Annotated in this window: 17 protein-coding genes, 1 tRNA gene and 1 pseudogene; 2 read left to right on the plus strand and 17 right to left on the minus strand. The window is 33.3% G+C overall.

The annotated features are described in order from the left end of the window. Positions 1-33: 33 nt before the first annotated feature. The 3 genes from NH286_RS03570 to NH286_RS03580 all read right to left on the minus strand — a co-directional run bounded on the left by NH286_RS03570 (position 34) and on the right by NH286_RS03580 (position 2,013). Positions 34-120: transfer RNA gene (locus NH286_RS03570), tRNA-Leu, on the minus strand. Positions 121-151: 31 nt separating this feature from the next. Next, entirely contained in the window at positions 152-709 is a 558-nt protein-coding gene (locus NH286_RS03575; RefSeq protein WP_265236915.1) for a phosphatase PAP2 family protein, read from the minus strand. Further along, positions 709-2,013: a CapA family protein gene (locus NH286_RS03580; RefSeq protein ID WP_265236917.1), complete on the minus strand. Its 1,305-nt coding sequence runs from the start codon at positions 2,011-2,013 to the stop codon at positions 709-711. Before NH286_RS03580 ends, NH286_RS03575 begins: the two co-directional genes overlap by 1 nt. Positions 2,014-2,126: 113 nt before the next feature. Here NH286_RS03580 and NH286_RS03585 point away from each other — a divergent pair, with 113 nt between their 5' ends. After that, a complete protein-coding gene (locus NH286_RS03585) occupies positions 2,127-2,489 on the plus strand; it encodes a PaaI family thioesterase (RefSeq protein ID WP_265236919.1) in 363 nt (120 codons plus the stop codon). Positions 2,490-2,532: 43 nt separating this feature from the next. Here the strand turns inward: NH286_RS03585 and NH286_RS03590 are convergent, their stop codons facing one another. The 4 genes from NH286_RS03590 to NH286_RS03605 are packed head-to-tail and all read right to left on the minus strand — an operon-like array spanning position 2,533 to position 6,324. Beyond that, positions 2,533-3,288 (minus strand): ABC transporter ATP-binding protein, encoded by a 756-nt coding sequence (locus NH286_RS03590; RefSeq protein WP_265236921.1) that lies wholly within the window; start codon positions 3,286-3,288, stop codon positions 2,533-2,535. After that, entirely contained in the window at positions 3,285-4,280 is a 996-nt protein-coding gene (locus NH286_RS03595) for an iron chelate uptake ABC transporter family permease subunit (protein ID WP_265236923.1), read from the minus strand. The genes NH286_RS03590 and NH286_RS03595 overlap by 4 nt, the downstream gene beginning before the upstream one ends. 2 nt (positions 4,281-4,282) lie before the next feature. Continuing rightward, complete coding sequence (locus NH286_RS03600; RefSeq protein ID WP_106460010.1) at positions 4,283-5,254, minus strand: ABC transporter permease; 972 nt, start codon at positions 5,252-5,254, stop codon at positions 4,283-4,285. A gap of 2 nt (positions 5,255-5,256) precedes the next feature. Then, positions 5,257-6,324, minus strand: a complete 1,068-nt coding sequence (locus NH286_RS03605) for a siderophore ABC transporter substrate-binding protein (protein ID WP_106460009.1) — start codon at positions 6,322-6,324, stop codon at positions 5,257-5,259. Between the two features lie 149 nt (positions 6,325-6,473). Between NH286_RS03605 and NH286_RS03610 the strand changes: the two genes are divergently transcribed. After that, positions 6,474-7,376 (plus strand): diacylglycerol/lipid kinase family protein, encoded by a 903-nt coding sequence (locus tag NH286_RS03610; protein ID WP_265236926.1) that lies wholly within the window; start codon positions 6,474-6,476, stop codon positions 7,374-7,376. Positions 7,377-7,416: 40 nt separating this feature from the next. Here the strand turns inward: NH286_RS03610 and NH286_RS03615 are convergent, their stop codons facing one another. The 10 genes and pseudogenes from NH286_RS03615 to NH286_RS03660 form a co-directional block, all read right to left on the minus strand. Further along, the gene (locus tag NH286_RS03615; protein ID WP_265236928.1) at positions 7,417-9,030 is read right to left on the minus strand and encodes an alpha-amylase family glycosyl hydrolase; all 1,614 of its coding nucleotides are present in this window, start codon (positions 9,028-9,030) and stop codon (positions 7,417-7,419) included. Positions 9,031-9,038: 8 nt separating this feature from the next. Further along, positions 9,039-10,355, minus strand: coding sequence for a sodium-dependent transporter (locus tag NH286_RS03620; protein WP_265236930.1), 1,317 nt, complete (start codon positions 10,353-10,355; stop codon positions 9,039-9,041). Positions 10,356-10,406: 51 nt separating this feature from the next. After that, a pseudogene (locus NH286_RS03625) lies at positions 10,407-10,860 on the minus strand (lysine--tRNA ligase); the annotation flags it as partial. 144 nt (positions 10,861-11,004) lie between these two features. Further along, positions 11,005-12,240 (minus strand): site-specific integrase, encoded by a 1,236-nt coding sequence (locus tag NH286_RS03630; protein WP_265236932.1) that lies wholly within the window; start codon positions 12,238-12,240, stop codon positions 11,005-11,007. Positions 12,241-12,317: 77 nt separating this feature from the next. Further along, complete coding sequence (locus tag NH286_RS03635) at positions 12,318-12,527, minus strand: excisionase (protein ID WP_006700838.1); 210 nt, start codon at positions 12,525-12,527, stop codon at positions 12,318-12,320. A 435-nt stretch (positions 12,528-12,962) separates the two neighbouring features. Continuing rightward, positions 12,963-13,373: a sigma-70 family RNA polymerase sigma factor gene (locus NH286_RS03640; protein ID WP_005956580.1), complete on the minus strand. Its 411-nt coding sequence runs from the start codon at positions 13,371-13,373 to the stop codon at positions 12,963-12,965. 221 nt (positions 13,374-13,594) lie between these two features. After that, positions 13,595-15,016, minus strand: a complete 1,422-nt coding sequence (locus NH286_RS03645) for an ABC transporter ATP-binding protein (protein ID WP_035112626.1) — start codon at positions 15,014-15,016, stop codon at positions 13,595-13,597. Beyond that, positions 15,004-15,699 (minus strand): energy-coupling factor transporter transmembrane component T family protein, encoded by a 696-nt coding sequence (locus NH286_RS03650; RefSeq protein WP_180371952.1) that lies wholly within the window; start codon positions 15,697-15,699, stop codon positions 15,004-15,006. The genes NH286_RS03645 and NH286_RS03650 overlap by 13 nt, the downstream gene beginning before the upstream one ends. Beyond that, the gene (locus NH286_RS03655; RefSeq protein ID WP_019118518.1) at positions 15,686-16,276 is read right to left on the minus strand and encodes an MptD family putative ECF transporter S component; all 591 of its coding nucleotides are present in this window, start codon (positions 16,274-16,276) and stop codon (positions 15,686-15,688) included. Before NH286_RS03655 ends, NH286_RS03650 begins: the two co-directional genes overlap by 14 nt. Positions 16,277-16,286: 10 nt before the next feature. After that, complete coding sequence (locus NH286_RS03660; protein ID WP_265236943.1) at positions 16,287-18,020, minus strand: ABC transporter ATP-binding protein; 1,734 nt, start codon at positions 18,018-18,020, stop codon at positions 16,287-16,289. Between the last annotated feature and the right edge of the window lies 1 nt (position 18,021).

Here is an 18,021-nt window from a genome sequence, read left to right on the forward strand (position 1 = left end):
AAGTTTATTATTTAAATCACTTATAAAACATAATGGTGCCGGTGGTGGGACTCGAACCCACACGCCCGGTTGGACAACAGATTTTGAGTCTATCTCGTCTGCCAGTTCCGACACACCGGCCTAAATGCTTACTAATTTATTATATCACATTTTAGGCCCAATGTAAATTATATTTTTCTTTTATTTGCTTATATTTTTGACTTTCGTATATTTTTATGGCTAGGATTCCTATACCTATGCCTATTAGTGCTCCTGCTAGGACGTCTGTTGGGAAATGGACGTATAGATAGAGTCTTGAGAAGGCTATTAGGACTGCTAGGATATTTGTGTAGGTTTTTAGGAGTCTTGACTTATTTAGAAGGCTTATTATTGTCGCAAAGGTGAAGGCGTAGGATGTGTGACCTGATGGGAAGGAATTGTCTGATAGCTTGTGGACTAAGAGATCACTAAAGCCTGTCACTTCGTAGGGTCTTGGCCTTGCTACGATATTTTTAACTAAGATATTAACTATTAAAAGATTTAGGATAAAGGCAAGGATCATTATCTTGCCTTGTTTTTTTAAATCCCTTGCTGCCAAAAATATTATTATAAAGCTTATCCAAATAAGTGATAAATTTCCCAAAGATGAGACGGTGACCATAAATTTGTCTATGGGATTGTTTCTCAAACCCTGGATTAAATTTAGGATTCCTATTTCAAAATTTTCCATCATTCTACTCCTGTGTTTGCCGTCTCTAGGGTCATGTCGTAGGCTTGTTTTATCCTTGCTCTTTGGTTCTCATTTACATAATCGTAGTATTTTCCACCATCTAAGAAGTCTTCTGCTAGGTAGGTCTGTACGTTTCTTCCAAAATCATCATAGGTCGTTCCTACCCAAAGTGGGTGGAAGCTTAGGTCTGAGATTTTTTTATCACCGCTATTTAGATCCTTTTGAAGTTCTATTTCTAGAGCTAGGGCTTGTTCTACCCTGATGTCTTTGTTATTTTCCAGGCTTTGGAAGGAGATAAAATTACCTAGAGCGTAGGCTATTAGGCCTTCTCTGCCATCTTCTGCCTTGTAAAGCTCAACTGGCTCTACTACGTGTGGGTGGTTGCCTATTACTAAATCTGCTCCCCATTCTATCATGTTTCTGCCTAGCTTTATCTGAGTATCTACAGGATATGAATGATATTCCACTCCCCAGTGTGGATAGACTATTACAAAGTCGGCTCCCTGGGCCTTGGCCTTTTTGATATCTTCTTTTACCTGGGTCTCGTCTGTTAGGTAGTTTAAATTTTCTACTTCTTCCCTTGGTACTATAAGATTTTCCCTACCATTACAACCATAGGTGTAGGCAAGGATGGCAATTCTTATACCATTTATCTTCTTAGTTAGGATTTTTTCTGACTCATCCCTCATGCTTCCCACATAAGAAAGACCTGCATCTTCTACAGCATCCATGGTTGAAAATACTCCCTCAAGTTCTGTATCCATGGAATGATTGTTGGCAGTTGTAACTACATCAAAGCCAGCATCTTTAATAGCTGTAAGGAAGGATTCTGGTGAATTAAATCTAGGAAAGCCTGCATAAGGCTGGTTCGGATTTGTTGTTGTCTCGTAATTTCCTATTGCTAGGTCTGAATCTTTAATAAAATCAGATACATATTCAAAAGACTTAGAAAAATCATAAGATCCACCACCTCTGTTATAGGCATATTGGATTTGGGCAAGGTGGGCCATTATGTCACCCACCGCCTTGATTTTCACCTTTTTAATATCTTCTTGTTTTTTCTTTGAGCTTTTATCTTTCTCTACCTCTGATTTTTCAGCACTTTTTGAAGCGCCTATTTCTTTTTGAGCTAGCTTTTGTGCCTCTTCTTCTCTTTTCTGATTCTCTTCTACCTTTTCTAGGTTATTTATTAAATCAGCTATATTAGAGTTCTTATCTTCATTTGAATCGTTTTTTGATCCGCATCCTACAAAAACTACCAGGCTTAATAATGTTAAAATAAATGATAAATATTTCTTCTTCATAAACTCTCCTTATATACACTATACTATTTATTACTAGTATTAATCACTTATTATTTGTTGATGAAAGTTATTCTAATTACAATATAATTATAGGGTAGAATAAAGGAGTTTTTATGAGTTTTAGTGATTATTTTGATATGGAGAAAGAAATTATAGATGAAAGTTGTCTTATTTTAAGAATTCCCTTCAAGGAGGATTACTTAAATAATATAGGCGCAATCCATGGTGGGGTTATAATGACTCTTGCTGATAATGCCTCAGGGGATTTAGCCAATTCTTTTGGTATGGTGGCCCCTACTCTTTCAATGACCACTCACTTTTTAAGACCGATTATTGAAAGCAAGTATATTTATGCTAAGGCAGAAATTCTTAAAAAGGGCAAGAGGATTATAACTGTAGATTGTACAGTTTATGGAGATGATGAAAAAATTGTAGCCACGACTAGGACTGAATTTGCTGTGACTAAAAAGAGATAAAAAGGCTAGGCCAATGATAAAGTCTTATCAAAAGGCCTGGCCTTTAATTATACACTGCAATTTTTCCTTTTGCTGAATCTAAAACGCTTATGTCTGTATCAAATATTTCTGTTAAAACATCTGCTTTCATTATTTCATCAACGCTTCCGGATAAGACTAGCTTGCCATCCTTCATGGCTAGTATCCTATCTGAATAGGCTGCTGCAAAGTTTATATCGTGGATTACCAATAAGATTGTCCTGTTAAACTCATCGCAGGCTTTTCTTAGGTATTTCATCATTGATACACTTCTTGCAATATCCAAATTATTTAAAGGTTCATCTAGTAAGACATACTTGGTATCTTGAGCTAAAACCATAGCTACGTAGGCCCTTTGCCTTTGACCGCCTGATAGCTCATCAAGATACCTGTGTTCTAGGCCTTTTAGGTCTAAGAAATCTATATATTGATCGATTATCTCCATATCTTTAACGGTAAGCCTACCCTTTGAATATGGATACCTCCCAAAGGAGATTAGCTGACGTACGGTAAGTTTAGCTGTGAAGTGATTTTCTTGCCTTAGGATGGATAAAATCTTGGCAAGCTCGCCGCTATGACAAGTACAAACATCCATGCCGCCAATATTTATACTTCCTAGGTCCATGTCAAGGAGCCTTCCTATCATAAGAAGAGTTGTAGACTTACCAGCTCCATTTGGGCCTATTATAGAATTTAGGCCGCCTTCTTTTATCTTAAAATTAATAGGACCTATCTTAGTCTCACTTCCATATATTTTTTCTACATTTTTTACTTCAATCATTCGCTCCTCCTTCTAAAGATTACTAACAAGAAGAATAATCCACCTACTAGCTCTATAAGTATTGATACCACTCCATTTGCATTGAAAATATGATTCATTACAAAATATGCAAGAGTGATTATAAAATAGGCAAAGACCAGGGCCATAACTAACAAATATTTATGGTTATAGGACTTGCAAAACTCATAGGTTAAACTTACCACCAAAAAGCCAAAGAAATTCATTGGCCCAATTAGGGCTGTTGACACACTCATGAGGATTGATACTACTATCAAGGCTAGTATTGTTGACTTTTTATAATCAAGGCCTAAATTAGTTGAAACCGCCTCTCCTAGGCTTAAAACATCAAGCTTCTTAGCATTGGCAAAAATTATAAAAGCTACAATAAATACGATTATAGCTGAAACTAAAAAATATGATGAATCAGCATTATTTACGGAAGCAAAGAGCTTAGCTTGAAGAACATCAAACTCAGATGGGCTTAAGAGCCTTCTCATAAAAGCTGAAATAGACCTTAGGCCTTGGCCTAAAATAATTCCTACTAAGAGCAGAAAGTCAATATTTCTCTTAGAGCTTAAGATGCTTGAAAATAAGGCCACACTCACTATTACCATTATAAGTATCTGACTTATGTAGTAGGTCATACCTGTCATGGCTGTAAAAGCTGTAACTCCTAAAAAGTACATAGTAGAAGTATTTATTGTTGAGTAAATAGCCTCAAAGCCAAGAAGTGATGGAGTTATGATTTTATTATTGGTAACAGATTGAAAAATCAAGGTCGCTAAAGCTTGGCAAGTTGCTGCTATAAGCATAGCAATTATTGAATTTTGTCTTCTTTTTACAACTGGCAAAAATGATGGAGAATCAATTGGCACCGGGTTATTGTAAGTTAGCAGTCCATAAATGTTCAAAAGTGTAAGGCAAATTAAAAAAGCTAAGATAAGGAAATATCTTGTTTTATCCTTGCTTTGTCTAAAAGATATTTGATTCATATTTAACTACCAACTTTCTTTCTAAACAAGAGGATTAAAAATGAAATAGAACCCAAACTTCCCAGGATAAGGGAAACTGGTACTTCAAATGGTGCGATTATTGTCCTAGATATGAGATCTGCTATGATTATAACAAGCATGGAAATCAGGGCAATATATGGCAAATTCTCCCTAAGATTATCTCCCCTATAAATTGATACCAAGTTTGGAATTATTATCCCAAGGAAGGGAACATTTCCAACTACACTTGCCACAAGACCAGTAGCTAGGGATATTAAAACATTTCCAACAAGGATTATCCTCTTATAATTAAGGCCTAGATTGGTTGATACTGCCTCTCCAAGGCCTGCTAGGGTTAACTTGTCAGCATAAATGTAAATAATAACCGATATTATTATAATAAGGTATAAGTATTCATATCTACCCTTTTGCATTGGTGCAAAAGATCCAGCAAACCAGACTTCAAGAGATTGCATCATATCAAATTCTAGAGCTACAAAGGTTGAAATTGCAGATACAACCGCCCCCATCATAATGCCTATTATCGGAACGAACAATGACGATTTGAACTTAATATTTCTTAAAAGGAGAAAGAATACCATCGATCCGATAAAGGCAAATATGATTGAAAAGCTTGTTCTTATAAAAAGACTAGCTGAAGGGACTAAAATATAGGCAAGGATAAGGCCAAGGCCCGCCCACTCTATAGTGCCTGTTGTAGTTGGCTCTACTAGCTTGTTTTGACTTATAAGCTGCATAACTACTCCTGCCATACTCATGGCAAGGCCTGTTAGCATAAGGCTAAGGGTCCTTGGTATCCTTGTTATAAATATCATCTTCCACCCTTCAGGGTTTTCCCTAATATTATAGGCCCCTGTAAAAATGGATAAAATTGCCAGTCCAAAAACCAAAAGTAAGAGAAAAATTAAATTCTTATCTATTAATTTTTTATGACTAGTTTTTTGACTTTTCATACTTATTTAGAAAATAATTCCTTAAGGCCTTCAAATATTTTTATGAAAGTTTGAGGAGATTCGTTTGTGTAGGTATCAGCAGGTGCATAGTATACCTTAGAATTTTTAATAGCATCTGTTGATTTTAAAGCCTCGCTTCCTTCTATAACATCCTTAGCAGGGGTTGATTCTTCACCTTCCTTAGTAACAGCAGCATCCCTATCTAGGACTAAGAGGTAAGCTGGGTTAGACTGAGCGATAGCCTCTACAGATATGTCATCTCCCTTGTGGTCTGTTGATGAATTTTCTACTTCTATAGCAGGTTTTAGGCCGAGAATTTCATATAGTGGACCCCAAACCCTACCAAAACCTGGAGCAGAGTATCCGATTTCTCCACCACTTACTACTACAGACATTACAGTGCCTTCCTTGTAGGCTTCCTTAGCTTCTGCTATAGATTTGTCTAGTTTTTCTATAAGGGCCTTTGCTTCATCTTCCTTATCAAATATTTTACCAAGGGATTCTAGAGAATCTTTAAGTCCATTAACTAAATTTTCGCCAGGATTTGCCGCCTTATCACTCACATCCCAGTTTAGATCGATAACATCAGCATTTGGGCAAAGCTTTTTAAGCTCTTCTGTATATTTACCAAATCTTTGGCCAACTATAATTAAATCTGGGTCAGCTGCAGCAATTACTTCAAGATTTGGCTCTTTGTGGTTTCCAATATCTTGGATTTCATCGTTTTTAACAAAGCCACTTGTAGCTGGCATAATTGGTTTTGGAGCAGCTACTGGTGTAATTCCCCATTCTTCAAGTGTTTCAAATGTTCTATTGTCAAGAGCTACTACCTTTTTAGGGTTTTTCTTTACTTCGACTTCGCCAGTCAAATCTTTTATTTTAACTGTAGCAGAATCTGAAGCTGTATCTTTAGCTTCTTCTTTGTTCTCATCCTTAGCAGCTTCTTCTGGCTGAGCTTGTTGTTCAGTTTGAGCTGCTTCTTCCTTTGGAGCTTCTTTCTCAGCTCCATTTCCACATGCCGAAAGGCTAATTGATGCTAATAGCATCGCAATAAGTAATTTGTTTTTCATTATATCTCCTTATGAAATTGATTATTGATATCATAATCTTAGCATAAGAAAATTTTAAAGTCAAATATATTTTGAAAATGATTCTTATTCGCATTATAAAATAGCTTTTATAATCTAAAATTATTAGTATAGTCATCTTAGGATTTATTATGAGAAAGATTTTATTTATTATTAACTCAAAGGCAGGTAAAACTGAATTTGACATAAAAAAAGAAGATATAGAAAATACCTTTAGGAGGGTCAAAAGGCTATCAGAAATTGAGGTTGTTAACACAAGATACAAGAACCACACCAAATATCTAATAGATGCCTTTGATAGCCTTGATTATGAGGAGAAAGTTGTCATAATTTGCGGTGGGGATGGGTCTCTTAATGAGCTAGTAAATGTAGCCTATGGCAAGAATATAGCTATCGGCCTTATTCCAATGGGTACTGGCAATGATTTTGCAAAAAATTTTGATTATGATTCCTTTAAGCTCACTGACCTCTTAGATTTTAGGATTAAGCCAATAGATTTGATTAAAGTGAATGACTTTTATTCCATAAATGTAACAAGCATTGGCTTTGATACCCAGGTTTTGGAAAAAGCTTATGAATATTTGGACAAGAAGCCAAAACTAGGAAAGAAAGCCTACCTAAAAGCTACACTTGCAAGTCTTATAGATCTAAACTACGAGAACTTAAGCTTTAAATTAAAATTAAAAGACGGTTCACATTTTGAAATATCTGGTGAGTATTTAATTTCTGCCCTATGCAATGGATCCTATTATGGTTCAGGTTTTAACCCTGCTCCTGAGGCTAAAATAGATGATGGTTACTTAAACCTTATCTTAGCTGATAAAATACCACTTCCAAAGCTTCCTAGCATGATTTTAAAGTATAAAAAAGGTCGCCACCAAGCTAGTAAATATCTCAGGGAAATTGAGGTTACAAAAGGTAAAATCATTTCTCCTAAGGAATTTATTGCCAATGCCGATGGCGAAATTTTTAGGGCCAAGGAAATTGACTTTGAAGTCCTACCAAAGGCCATTAATTGGGTTTATTTTAATTAAAAAAGCTTATCATCTCAAATTGAGATTGATAAGCTTTTTATTATTTAGCCTTTTTGCTTCTTAAAATATATATAAGTATAAGAATTATAAAGCCAAGACCTAAAAGCCAATACAAATTAGGCTCAAAACTAGATTTTGTTTTGAAATCTTCTGGCAGGCTTGATTCTTTGGAAAGTATTACCGTTCCCCCATTATCTCTTGAAGGAATTTTTAAGGTCACTTTATTTCCGCTTAGCTTAACTTTTTTCTGATTGTAAAGGTCGTATAAGTTTTCATCAGATTTTAGGTCAAAGCTAATAGTTTTTTCCTCATCACTAGTATTTAAGCCGATAATTAACTCACTATCTCCTAGGCTCCTAGCAAAAACAGATACAGTATCATCCATGTATAGGCTTTTCCTATCGCCTCTTGCAAAAATTTCTGGATAAGCCTTCCTTATTGCAATTAATTTCTGATAGTGATCTAGGATTGGGTTATTTTCTGTCTTTGACCAGTCAAAATCATACCTATTTTCGCTAAATACTCCCTTGTCAAAATTGTCCTTTTTGCCTGATTGGCCAATTTCTTCACCATAATATATGACAGGTTGGCCCTTGGCTGTAAGTTGTAAGGATGAAGCTACTAAAAATTTGCCTACATCCCCACCTAGTCTTACTTTTAAAAACCCATCTTCATCGTGGGATGATAAGAATTGGCCCATTTGCCTATCTTGGCTTATCTCTGAATTTCTTTTTGCAAGTCTATTTTCTGTTTCAGAAATTTTGCCACGGACAAAATCTTTTGATAGGTCTTTAAATTCAAAGTCTAAGAGGGAATCCATCATACTTGGGTCTAGATAGCCTCCATCCTTTAAAATAGAAGCCCCAAAATTTTCCCCTATCATTTTTATATCTGGCTTAGCTTTACGAGCCTCAGTCTTGAAGTCTTTCATGGTATCTTTATCAACATGCTTAACTGTATCGACCCTAAAATAGTCGATTCCATTTCCCTTAGCGGTCTTTATATTTTTAAGCCAATCTACTTGCCAGGCAATTATCTTATCTCTAACGCTCTTATCTTCTGTTTTAAAATCTGGCAGACCAGCAAGTTCTGTTTCTATATCACCAGCCCCGCTTTTTTCCCTGTGCATACCAGTAAATGGCCCTTGGTTTTTAGTTCCATAACCTGAATGATTGATTACTACATCTACCATTAGCTTTATACCATTATCATGGAGGGCATCGATTAAGTTTTTAAAATCATCTTCACTACCCAAATGTGGGTCAAGCTTGGTAAAATCTTCTGCCCAATAGCCGTGGTAAGCAAATTGCTTGCCACCCCTATCTGCCATCATGTTTGAATCGATATTTTTTACAATCGGTGTGATCCACAAGGTCGTAATTCCAAGATCTTTTAGATAGGGAATTTTTTCTATTATTCCTTTAAAATCACCACCATGATAGGCTTCTAAGTGCTCTTTATCAAAGGACCCTTCTACATTAGCTGGATTGTTATTAGATTCATCTCCATCAAAAAACCTATCGGTCATTATCATATAGATAATTTCTTCATCCCAGTCTGAATTTTTCTTATTTTCTTCTGCAAAAGACTTAGGTGCTAATATTAAAATTAAGGCTAAAAATATACTCAATAGCCTAAAAAATATTTTTTTCACTGCCCCTCCTAGAATGAAATATGATATCTTATTGCAATGAAGCATAGGATAATTGCAAGTGGAACATATAAAAATCTTCCAAGATTGTACCAAATATTTCCATATTTATTTGGATAATTTTTGTTTACTTCTGCCAAAAGTTCATCTTTTTTGATTACCCAAAACCATGTTATGGCTCCAATTATCCCGCTTATTGGCAGGATGTATATTGTTATGACATCCATCCATGGACCCCATTTGCTTATTGGATGGAGGAAGATTCCTCCTAAGTAGATTATTACTATCAAAGCAATTAGGACTAGGTTTCTCTTTAATTTTGGAAAGGAGAAGACAATCGCCTCTGCCACTGTTTCTATCATTGACTGGATAGAAGAAATTCCTGCAAAGACTATAGCCACAAATAAAATTAAGGCAAAGATTCTGCCAAGAGGCATCTGTCTTAGGGCTTCAGGTAATACTATAAATAAAAGCTTTGGACCTGCTTCTGGTGAAAGTCCATAGGCAAAGGATGCTGGTATCATAACAAAAGCACTTAGCATAGCAGCTAGGGTATCAAAAGCTGATGTAGTTGTTGATGCTTTTACTACATCTTCCCTATCTGGAAGATATGATCCATAAACAACCATTACAGTTCCAACAAGGGATAGGGAAAAGAAAGCTTGACCCATTGCTGCCACCCAGGTTTTAACTTCAAAAAGCTTTGCCTTATCCAAAGTAAATATAAACTTATAACCATCGCTTGCCCCATCAAGGAAGGCCACCCTAAGAACCAAAACTAAAAATAAAACAAAGAATAATGGCATCATCAACTTGTTAGTCTTCTCTATTCCCTTTGTCTCATAAGCTAGAGTGAAATAAACCATTATTAATAGAATCAAGTGGACACCTACAAGTCTAAAGTCACTTGTAGATATGCTTTCAAACCAGGCCTGGCTATCTGTAGCGAAAAGATTGCCGCTAATTGTATCTATAAGGGCCTTTAGGACATAGGTTATTACTACCGCATAACCTACTGCAAGGAGGGTTACACCAATCATTGGTAACCATCTGATGATTTTACCAAAGCCTTCCATATTTCTTTCCTTGAAGGCTTCTTTGTAAACAACCATTGGCCCTGACTTATATTTTCTTCCTATAGCATTTTCTGCTGCGAGGCCTACCCTACCAAATAAAAATATGAATATCAAATAAGGTATTAAAAATGCTAGGCCACCATTTGCTCCAAGTTGATAGGGAAAGGCCCAAACATTGGCAAGGCCTACAGCAGAGCCCACGCAGGCCATGACAAAGCCCCAGGAATTTGTAAATTCGTTTCTTTTTTCCATAATCACTCCATAATTTTTAAAAAAAGTGCCGACAAAGCGGCACCTTTCATATTAATATATTTTTGCTCCAGCTGGTATTGATGGGTCAAGCATTATAAGATTTAATAATTCCTCGCCATCGTATTCACATACTGCTGATAAAAGCATACCACAAGACTCCTCACCCATCATTTTTCTAGGTGGAAGGTTGGTTATAGCAAGTAGGGTCTTGCCTACTAATTCTTCTGCGCTATAGTTATTTTTAATTCCTGATAGGGATTACCCTATCTTCACCCGTTCCATCATTTAGGGTGAATTTTAGAAGTTTTTTAGACTTTGGAACTTCTTCACAAGACTTAACCTTTACAACCCTAAAGTCTGATTTAGAAAATGTTTCAAAATCAACATCTTCTTCAAATAATGGCTCAACTTTTACCTTTGATAGGTCAAGTTTAATCTTAGGAGCTTCTTGGCTTGTTTTATTTTCTGACTTTTCAAGACCAAGTGGCTTCATTGTTGGGAAAATCCCCTCTACCTTAGATAATTGTCTAAATCTCTATAAAAGTCTATTTTATGGTACTTCTCCATTTACGACAATTTGCTAACTCTCTATAAGTGCCTATAGATTTCTAGCAAATTGTCGTAAATTTGTCGTAAGCTGTCGTAAATTCTAAAATATAAATTTCATTGCTTTTTCAAATTCTCCCATCTGTTCTATCTTAAAGTCCTCTGTAGCATCTACATATATATCCATTGTTGTACTAATATCAGAATGACCTAGAATAGACTGCATTGCTTTTGTATTTATATTTTGTTCATTAAGCCTTGTAGTAAAGGTGTGTCTGAAAATGTGATTGCTTAAATGTGGAACTAATAGAATATCATTAGAGTTCGATTTATTTTTATCCATTATACTTAAATTACAATCTCTAACAATTCTTCTTAAAGCTTTATTAAGTGTTCCATTATTGTGAACCTTTCCGAATCTATTTAAAAATACAAAGTCTTTAAATCCATCGATTGAATCACAACATTCGATTCCAAAAGTTTTTTGTAACTCTCTTTCCATAAGAAAAGCATCTTTTACTTTTTGAACCATAGGAATACTTCGCTTACCTGATTCTGTCTTCGGTGTATTAATAGCATATCTATTGTTTAATCCTTTACCTTTACTATAATATACCAAAGTCCTATTTACATTTATAAGACCATTATCAAAATCTAGATCGTCCCATTGCAATCCTGTGACTTCTCCAACTCTCATGCCTGTCCAAAGCATAACAATGAATATTGGATACCATTTTTTATATTCATCACTATTAGATAAATATTCTTCAAATAGCACCTGTTCTTCTATTGTCATGGCTTTATTCTTCGGAGATTCATTTCGATAAGCTACTTTCAGTTCCTTTAAAGCATTGTCAGACGGATTAAACCTTATATATTCGTCATCCACTGCTAATTCTAAAACCTGATGTAAGACAGTATGAACACAATCTATGGTAGAAACCATCAATCCCTGATCTTCCTTTAATCTGTTATAAAAACTTCTAACATCAGATCTTTTAATATCAGATAGTTTAATGCGACCAAAAGTCGGTTCTACAAATTGTTGATACATATAGATGTAATTTTTAAAGGTATTATCCTTTAAACCTCTTTTTACCTTTGTCCATAGCTTAAAAGTATCATTTACAGACAAGCTACTTCCTTCGTTGTTGATTCCATCTATAGTATTGCGTAAAATATCTAATTCTTTTTCTCTTAATTCTTTTAGAGTTTTCGCATAGATAGATTTTCTACGACCTATTTTGTCTTGCCACTTAAATTCATAAGTGCCATTTGACCTTTGATATTCACCGTCTTTTAAAACAACCCCTTTACTATCTTTGCGTCTTTTTACCATAAAAATTCTCCTTTTTTGATAAAAGACACGCTATAATTATTATACCGCATTAAGCGTGTTTTATATATAGTTTTAGATTAAATAGAGAACTGTCTATTTAAATATTCTTCCATTAACTTTTTCTTAATAAGACGCTTACTACCATTAAATAATACAAAATCGCAATCATCTTCATCCGTTAATTGTCTAACTTTATCTTGACCAATATTAAAATATTCAGATGCTTCTTTTAATGTTAGAAATGCTTTCTCAGAAACACGAACACCTTTTATATTTTCGTTAATCATAAATCCTCCAAATAATATATTTAAAATATTTATTTTAATATTTTTAAAGTTTTTTGACATTGACAAGTGCCTTGGATTAGCAACATAGGAATCTCACCTCCGCCTCTGTTCAGGATGAGCCGGCTTCAACCTTAGAAGTATCATTATCCTCATTTTCTCCATAGCGAATAGGGTATCCCTCCCTATATTCAAACTCTTACTTATCGCTCCCTTTCTTCTTCCCTTGCTTTTAGCTTAGCAGTACTTGTTTTGCCGAATTATTCGGCAGAAAGATCTTGGCGGATAGGTTATTACGCTCCAAAAATGATTAATGTCTTGTCTTGGTCTATTCAATTGTTAAGGTTCAAAGATTGTTTAGATTTCTTTTAAAATAGAGAGAGGACAAAATTCCCCTCACTTTATAAAGGAAAATTTGCCCTCTTTGGTAACCAGAAATTATATTTCTTCTATAAATTTCTTTAGTTTTTCTAAAATCTTATCTCGTCTTTTTATTAAAGCAGGATGAGATATATTTTGAGCCTTTGCTACTGCACGAAGTGTTTCATCATTGAAATATAATCTTTCAATTATTTCCCGTTCATCTTTATTTAACTTTGACATTGCATTTCTTAGTGCTTCAATCATCATTTGTGTAGCTACAACTTTTTCAACATCAACATTTTTATCTTCTAGATTATCTTCGAAATTCCCATCATGATTTAGGGACGAAAAAAAGAGCAAGTGGTTTTTCTTGTCCACCTGCTCTAAATACTTTTCGTGTTCTCTTTCTTGCCAGTAGACTTTGTATATCTGTTCGCTTACTTTGATTTTTTGCCCACCAACATAAAGGTAATATTCTTTTGTCATTTATGTTTCCTCCATTCTTTTTTTGTCTTTATGTTTTCAGACAAAAAAAGGAGGACTCCTGCTCTTGGGCATGGTTAGTCCTCTAAAATGAACGAAACTATTTTTAATATAGATTCTTTTTGGATTTGCTATATTATTTTTAACAGATATATTATATAAATATCGTCTTTCGATGTTTAAGTCTATTTTCTCCTTGTTTTAATATATGATAAGTTGAAATATTACATTTGCTCAATAAATTCAAATATTTTTTCTTCATTATTAAATAAGACAAACCTATCATAATTATTTTTATCTAGAGTTAAAGCAGAATTACAACACTTAAAAAGAAATTCCAAATCATGAGTTATAATAACTATTGAAATCTTTTTAGAATACTCATTTATAAGCTTAGCCATGATTTCCATATTCTTATAATCAAGTCCTGATGTTGGTTCATCTAATATGATTACTCGTCTATTTGATAGAAAAGCAGTAATTACAGCTAGCCTTTGTTTCTGACCTCCTGATAATTTTTGAGGATGTGATGTTCTTTTATCCCAGAGATTTATTTCCTTTAAAAGTTTTTTTATTTCTTCTTTATCAGATGATATAGACAGGAGTTCATTTTCAACTGTATCTAAAAATATTTGTGAATCTACATCCTGCTGAACTAGGTAAGAATTTTTTAGTCTTTCTTTTTCTCGTACACCTATACTTGTATCTTGATTTTTTCCAACAAGTCCAGTTATTATTCTTGATAGAGATGTCTTACCCGATCCATTTTTCCCAAGTATTCCTAAAACTTCTCCCTTCTTTAAATCAAAAGAAATGTTTTCTAAAATGCTTTTCTTACCAACACTTACATATATATTATTAAAAAATTCTACAGAATCTTTTTCAAAAAAATTTCTTTCAGTTTTTAAGTTTCTTTCTTCTAAAGTCCTAAGTCCTAATTCTTTGGCTAGATTATTATTAAAATTTTCTCTTGTAAAAATTTCATTGATTGTTGCACCTTTCATAAACACAATTCTATCAAATAAGTTTTTTAGATAATAAAGTCTATGCTCGGCTAATATTATGGTTTTACCCATAGATTTTAATTCTTTTAAAATCTCTTTAAAGCTTTCAATAGAATCATAATCTAGAGAAGAGGATGGTTCATCAAAAAATAAAATTTTACTATCTTGAATAAGAGCTGAAGCAATAGCTACTCTCTGTCTTTCTCCTCCTGATAGTGAAAAAATAGATTTATCAAGCAGTTTTTCTATTTTAAGCAATTTACTTATAGACTCTATCTTTTCTATAATCAAATCTCTTTTAATTCCCAAGTTTTCTGCCCCTAAGGCAATTTCATCATAAACATTTGTACAAAAAAACTGATCTTTGGGATTTTGAAAAACAATGGATACAATTTTTGAAAGTTCTCCTTTTTTATATTCATTTATATCTCTTCCTAAAATTTCAACCTCTCCATCTAATTTTCCTTCATAAAAGCTTGGAAAAAGACCCGTAATTATTCTTATTAGTGTGCTCTTCCCACAACCAGAATTGCCTGTTAATACAATAAACTCTCCATCTTTGATATTAAATTTAATATTTTTTAAATTCTCATTTTCTCCATAAGAAAAAGATTTAATATTAACACTAATCACATTTTCCATAAACTTGCTCCTAGCATAAAAACTGTGCTAATCCACATAAAATAATCAAATTTTGAAAATTGCAAATTATATATGGATGTTTTTTTACAATCTATTTCAATCCCCTTTAAAATAATTGAACAGGTTAATACATCGCTTATTTCAAGACATTTATAAAGTAAAGGCACAAAATAAAGCTCAAAAGTCTTTATTGGGTGAAATATACTAGTCTTAAATCCTCTTATCTTTTGTCCATCTTTTATTTCTTGGAGTCTTATTTTTATTTCAGGTATAAACCTAAAGAATAAAGCAATAGGAAGTCCAAAGCTTGTAGGCATTCCTCTATTAGTAAAAGAAGCTACAATAAAAGATGCCGAATATAGACTCATGACTCTTGCCATAATAAATATAGGAGCGTAAAGAAATATAATTCTAAGCATGAGATATATCGAGCCAATAAAGACACCACCCAAATAATTTTCTAAAATCCTTATTAAAATAAAAATTACAATCAAAAATAAAGTAAATTTAAAACTTAACTTTAGTGAATAAATGGATAATGATAATAAGCTTAATAGTAGACATGTAATATAAAAAGCTTCATCTCCTATTGTGAGTATTATAGAAAAGATTATAATTAGCCCAATTATAGTAATTGGGCTAATTACTTCCTTTTTCTCTTTTTTACTTTTAACCAAGAACACTTTTTTTATTCCTACCAGCAAAAAACTTATTATAGATATATGATCCAAATTTTGCACCAATGATTGATGCAATTATGGAAATAACAAAACAAATTCCAATATTTGCAGGTGTGTAAAAGTTTCTTAAAAAGTCAAAGTAGTCCGCTCCCATCATTTCAAGCATCGCCTTAGATTTTGAAAAGAAAAACACAATTATCATAGGATGAAGTGAATATACAAACATACCCGCTCCAAAAGCAAGACCAACCTTACTATTGCCTCTATCATAATTTTCACTACTTCCCACTACAAGTTCAGCTAATATTCCAGCAATGGTATTTATAATTATAATAGGCCACATCCCCATAAGAGTGTAGAATAGTCCTATCAAAAAGAAATATAAAAATGCGGTCCCCCTCACCTTTACACTCCTTGCCAAAATTACAAATACTGGTGCTACTACAATCGTAGCAAAGGCACAAGACAAATATAAACTAGGCATTACACCTAAAGCTCCTGTAGCATAACCAAGTCCCATTGTTAACACAAATCCTATAACTGAAAAAACAGCAATTTTTACAATATTTTTTAAATTCATCTTCTCCTCCTTATTTAATTTTCCAATTTTCAGCTTTTTCTCTGATTTTAATGAAATCAGAATATATACCTTCTTCTTTAATTAATTCATCATGTTCACCTTTTTGAACAATTTGACCCTTTTCTAAGACGATGATTTGATCAGCGTTTTTTATGGTATTTAATTTATGGGCTATCATAATCACCGTCTTCTCTTTCATTAATGAGTTAATCGCAATTTGTAATTTGTCCTCATTTTCTGGATCAACATTTGCAGTTGCCTCATCTAAAATTATAATTGGTGCATCTTTAATAATTGCTCTTGCTATTGATATTCTTTGTTTCTCACCTCCCGAAAGATTAGCACCCCCTTCTCCTATTACTGTGTCATATCCCTTTGGCAAAGCCATAATAAAATCATGACACGCAGCTTTTTTTGCAGCATTTATGACTTCCTCATGACTTGCATTAGGATTTCCAAATTTTATATTGTTTTCAATAGTATCATTAAATAGATATACTGATTGAAAGACTATGGAGATATTATCCATCAATTCTTCTAAACTAATATCTTTTATATTTACTCCACCTATTGTAATATCTCCACTATCTACATCCCAAAATCTAGCAATGAGCTTTGATAGGGTTGTTTTCCCAGCTCCTGATGGTCCTATAAATGCCACAGTAGTTTTTTCAGGAATTTTAAAAGATACCTTATCGATTATTTTTTTATTTCCATAGGAAAAAGAAACATTATTAAATTCAATATTTCTTTTACTTGTTAACTTTAGACCAGACTTCGATTTCATCTCACTAAGCGACATAATATCATCAACTTTATCAATATAACTTGCTACTATTCTTAGCTCTGACATTGAAGATCCTGCCTCCTGAATCTGAGAAAATATCATATAAGACATAATCAATGTCATCAAAGAGTTTGTTAAATTCATAGTTTGATCAAAATAAAATCTAATAGCCAAATACATCAATATAAATGATGCAATATTTAAAATTAGAGAAGAAAAAATTGTAAAAGGAGTAAATCTTCTCTCTACTTCTAAATTAGTTTTTTTACTCTCAAAAATAGCATCTCTTGTGTTTTTATCTCCCTTACCTGTTAAATTAAATGATTTAATAACAGGCATGGCTTGTATATGTTCTAAAACTCTATCAGATAAATTAATTTGGGCATTGGCTCTTTTGGGAGCAACTTTAGCTGAAACTTTTTGCATTCTATCACTAACATAAAGGTATATTAATGTTGCTATTGCAACTACAATCCCAATTCTAATATCAAAAATAAAAACCATGATAGTAAAAACAAAGGCTGTTAAAAATCCAGTAAGCATGGTTATGAGAATTGAAGGAACAGTGTTTTCTGTTTCGCTTAGCCCTGTTGTTAATATCCCTGAAATATTTTCCATTTTTGAATTATTTAGTAAACCCATTGGAATTTTTTTCAACTTATCTGTCATTTTAATTCTTGCATTTGCAACCATAAAATAACCTGCATGAGTTTGTCTTAACTGTGCGTAATAATTTGTTATCATTCGTCCAAATATAGATGCAAGAATAATAGCAAAAGACATTAAGGATGTTCTTAATTTTTCTCCATTATTTACAATACTTAACAAAATAAAATAAACGGCTCCCATTTGCAAAACATAAAAGAATGCATGAATTACTGATATAACTAAAGATTTATTTAAGTTTGACTTCTCCTTAGCTGAAAACCTCCAAATTTTACTTAAGGTTTCTAACATA

The organism is Anaerococcus sp. NML200574 (assembly GCF_026131665.1).
GTDB classification, from domain to species: Bacteria; Bacillota; Clostridia; order Tissierellales; family Peptoniphilaceae; genus Anaerococcus; species Anaerococcus kampingae.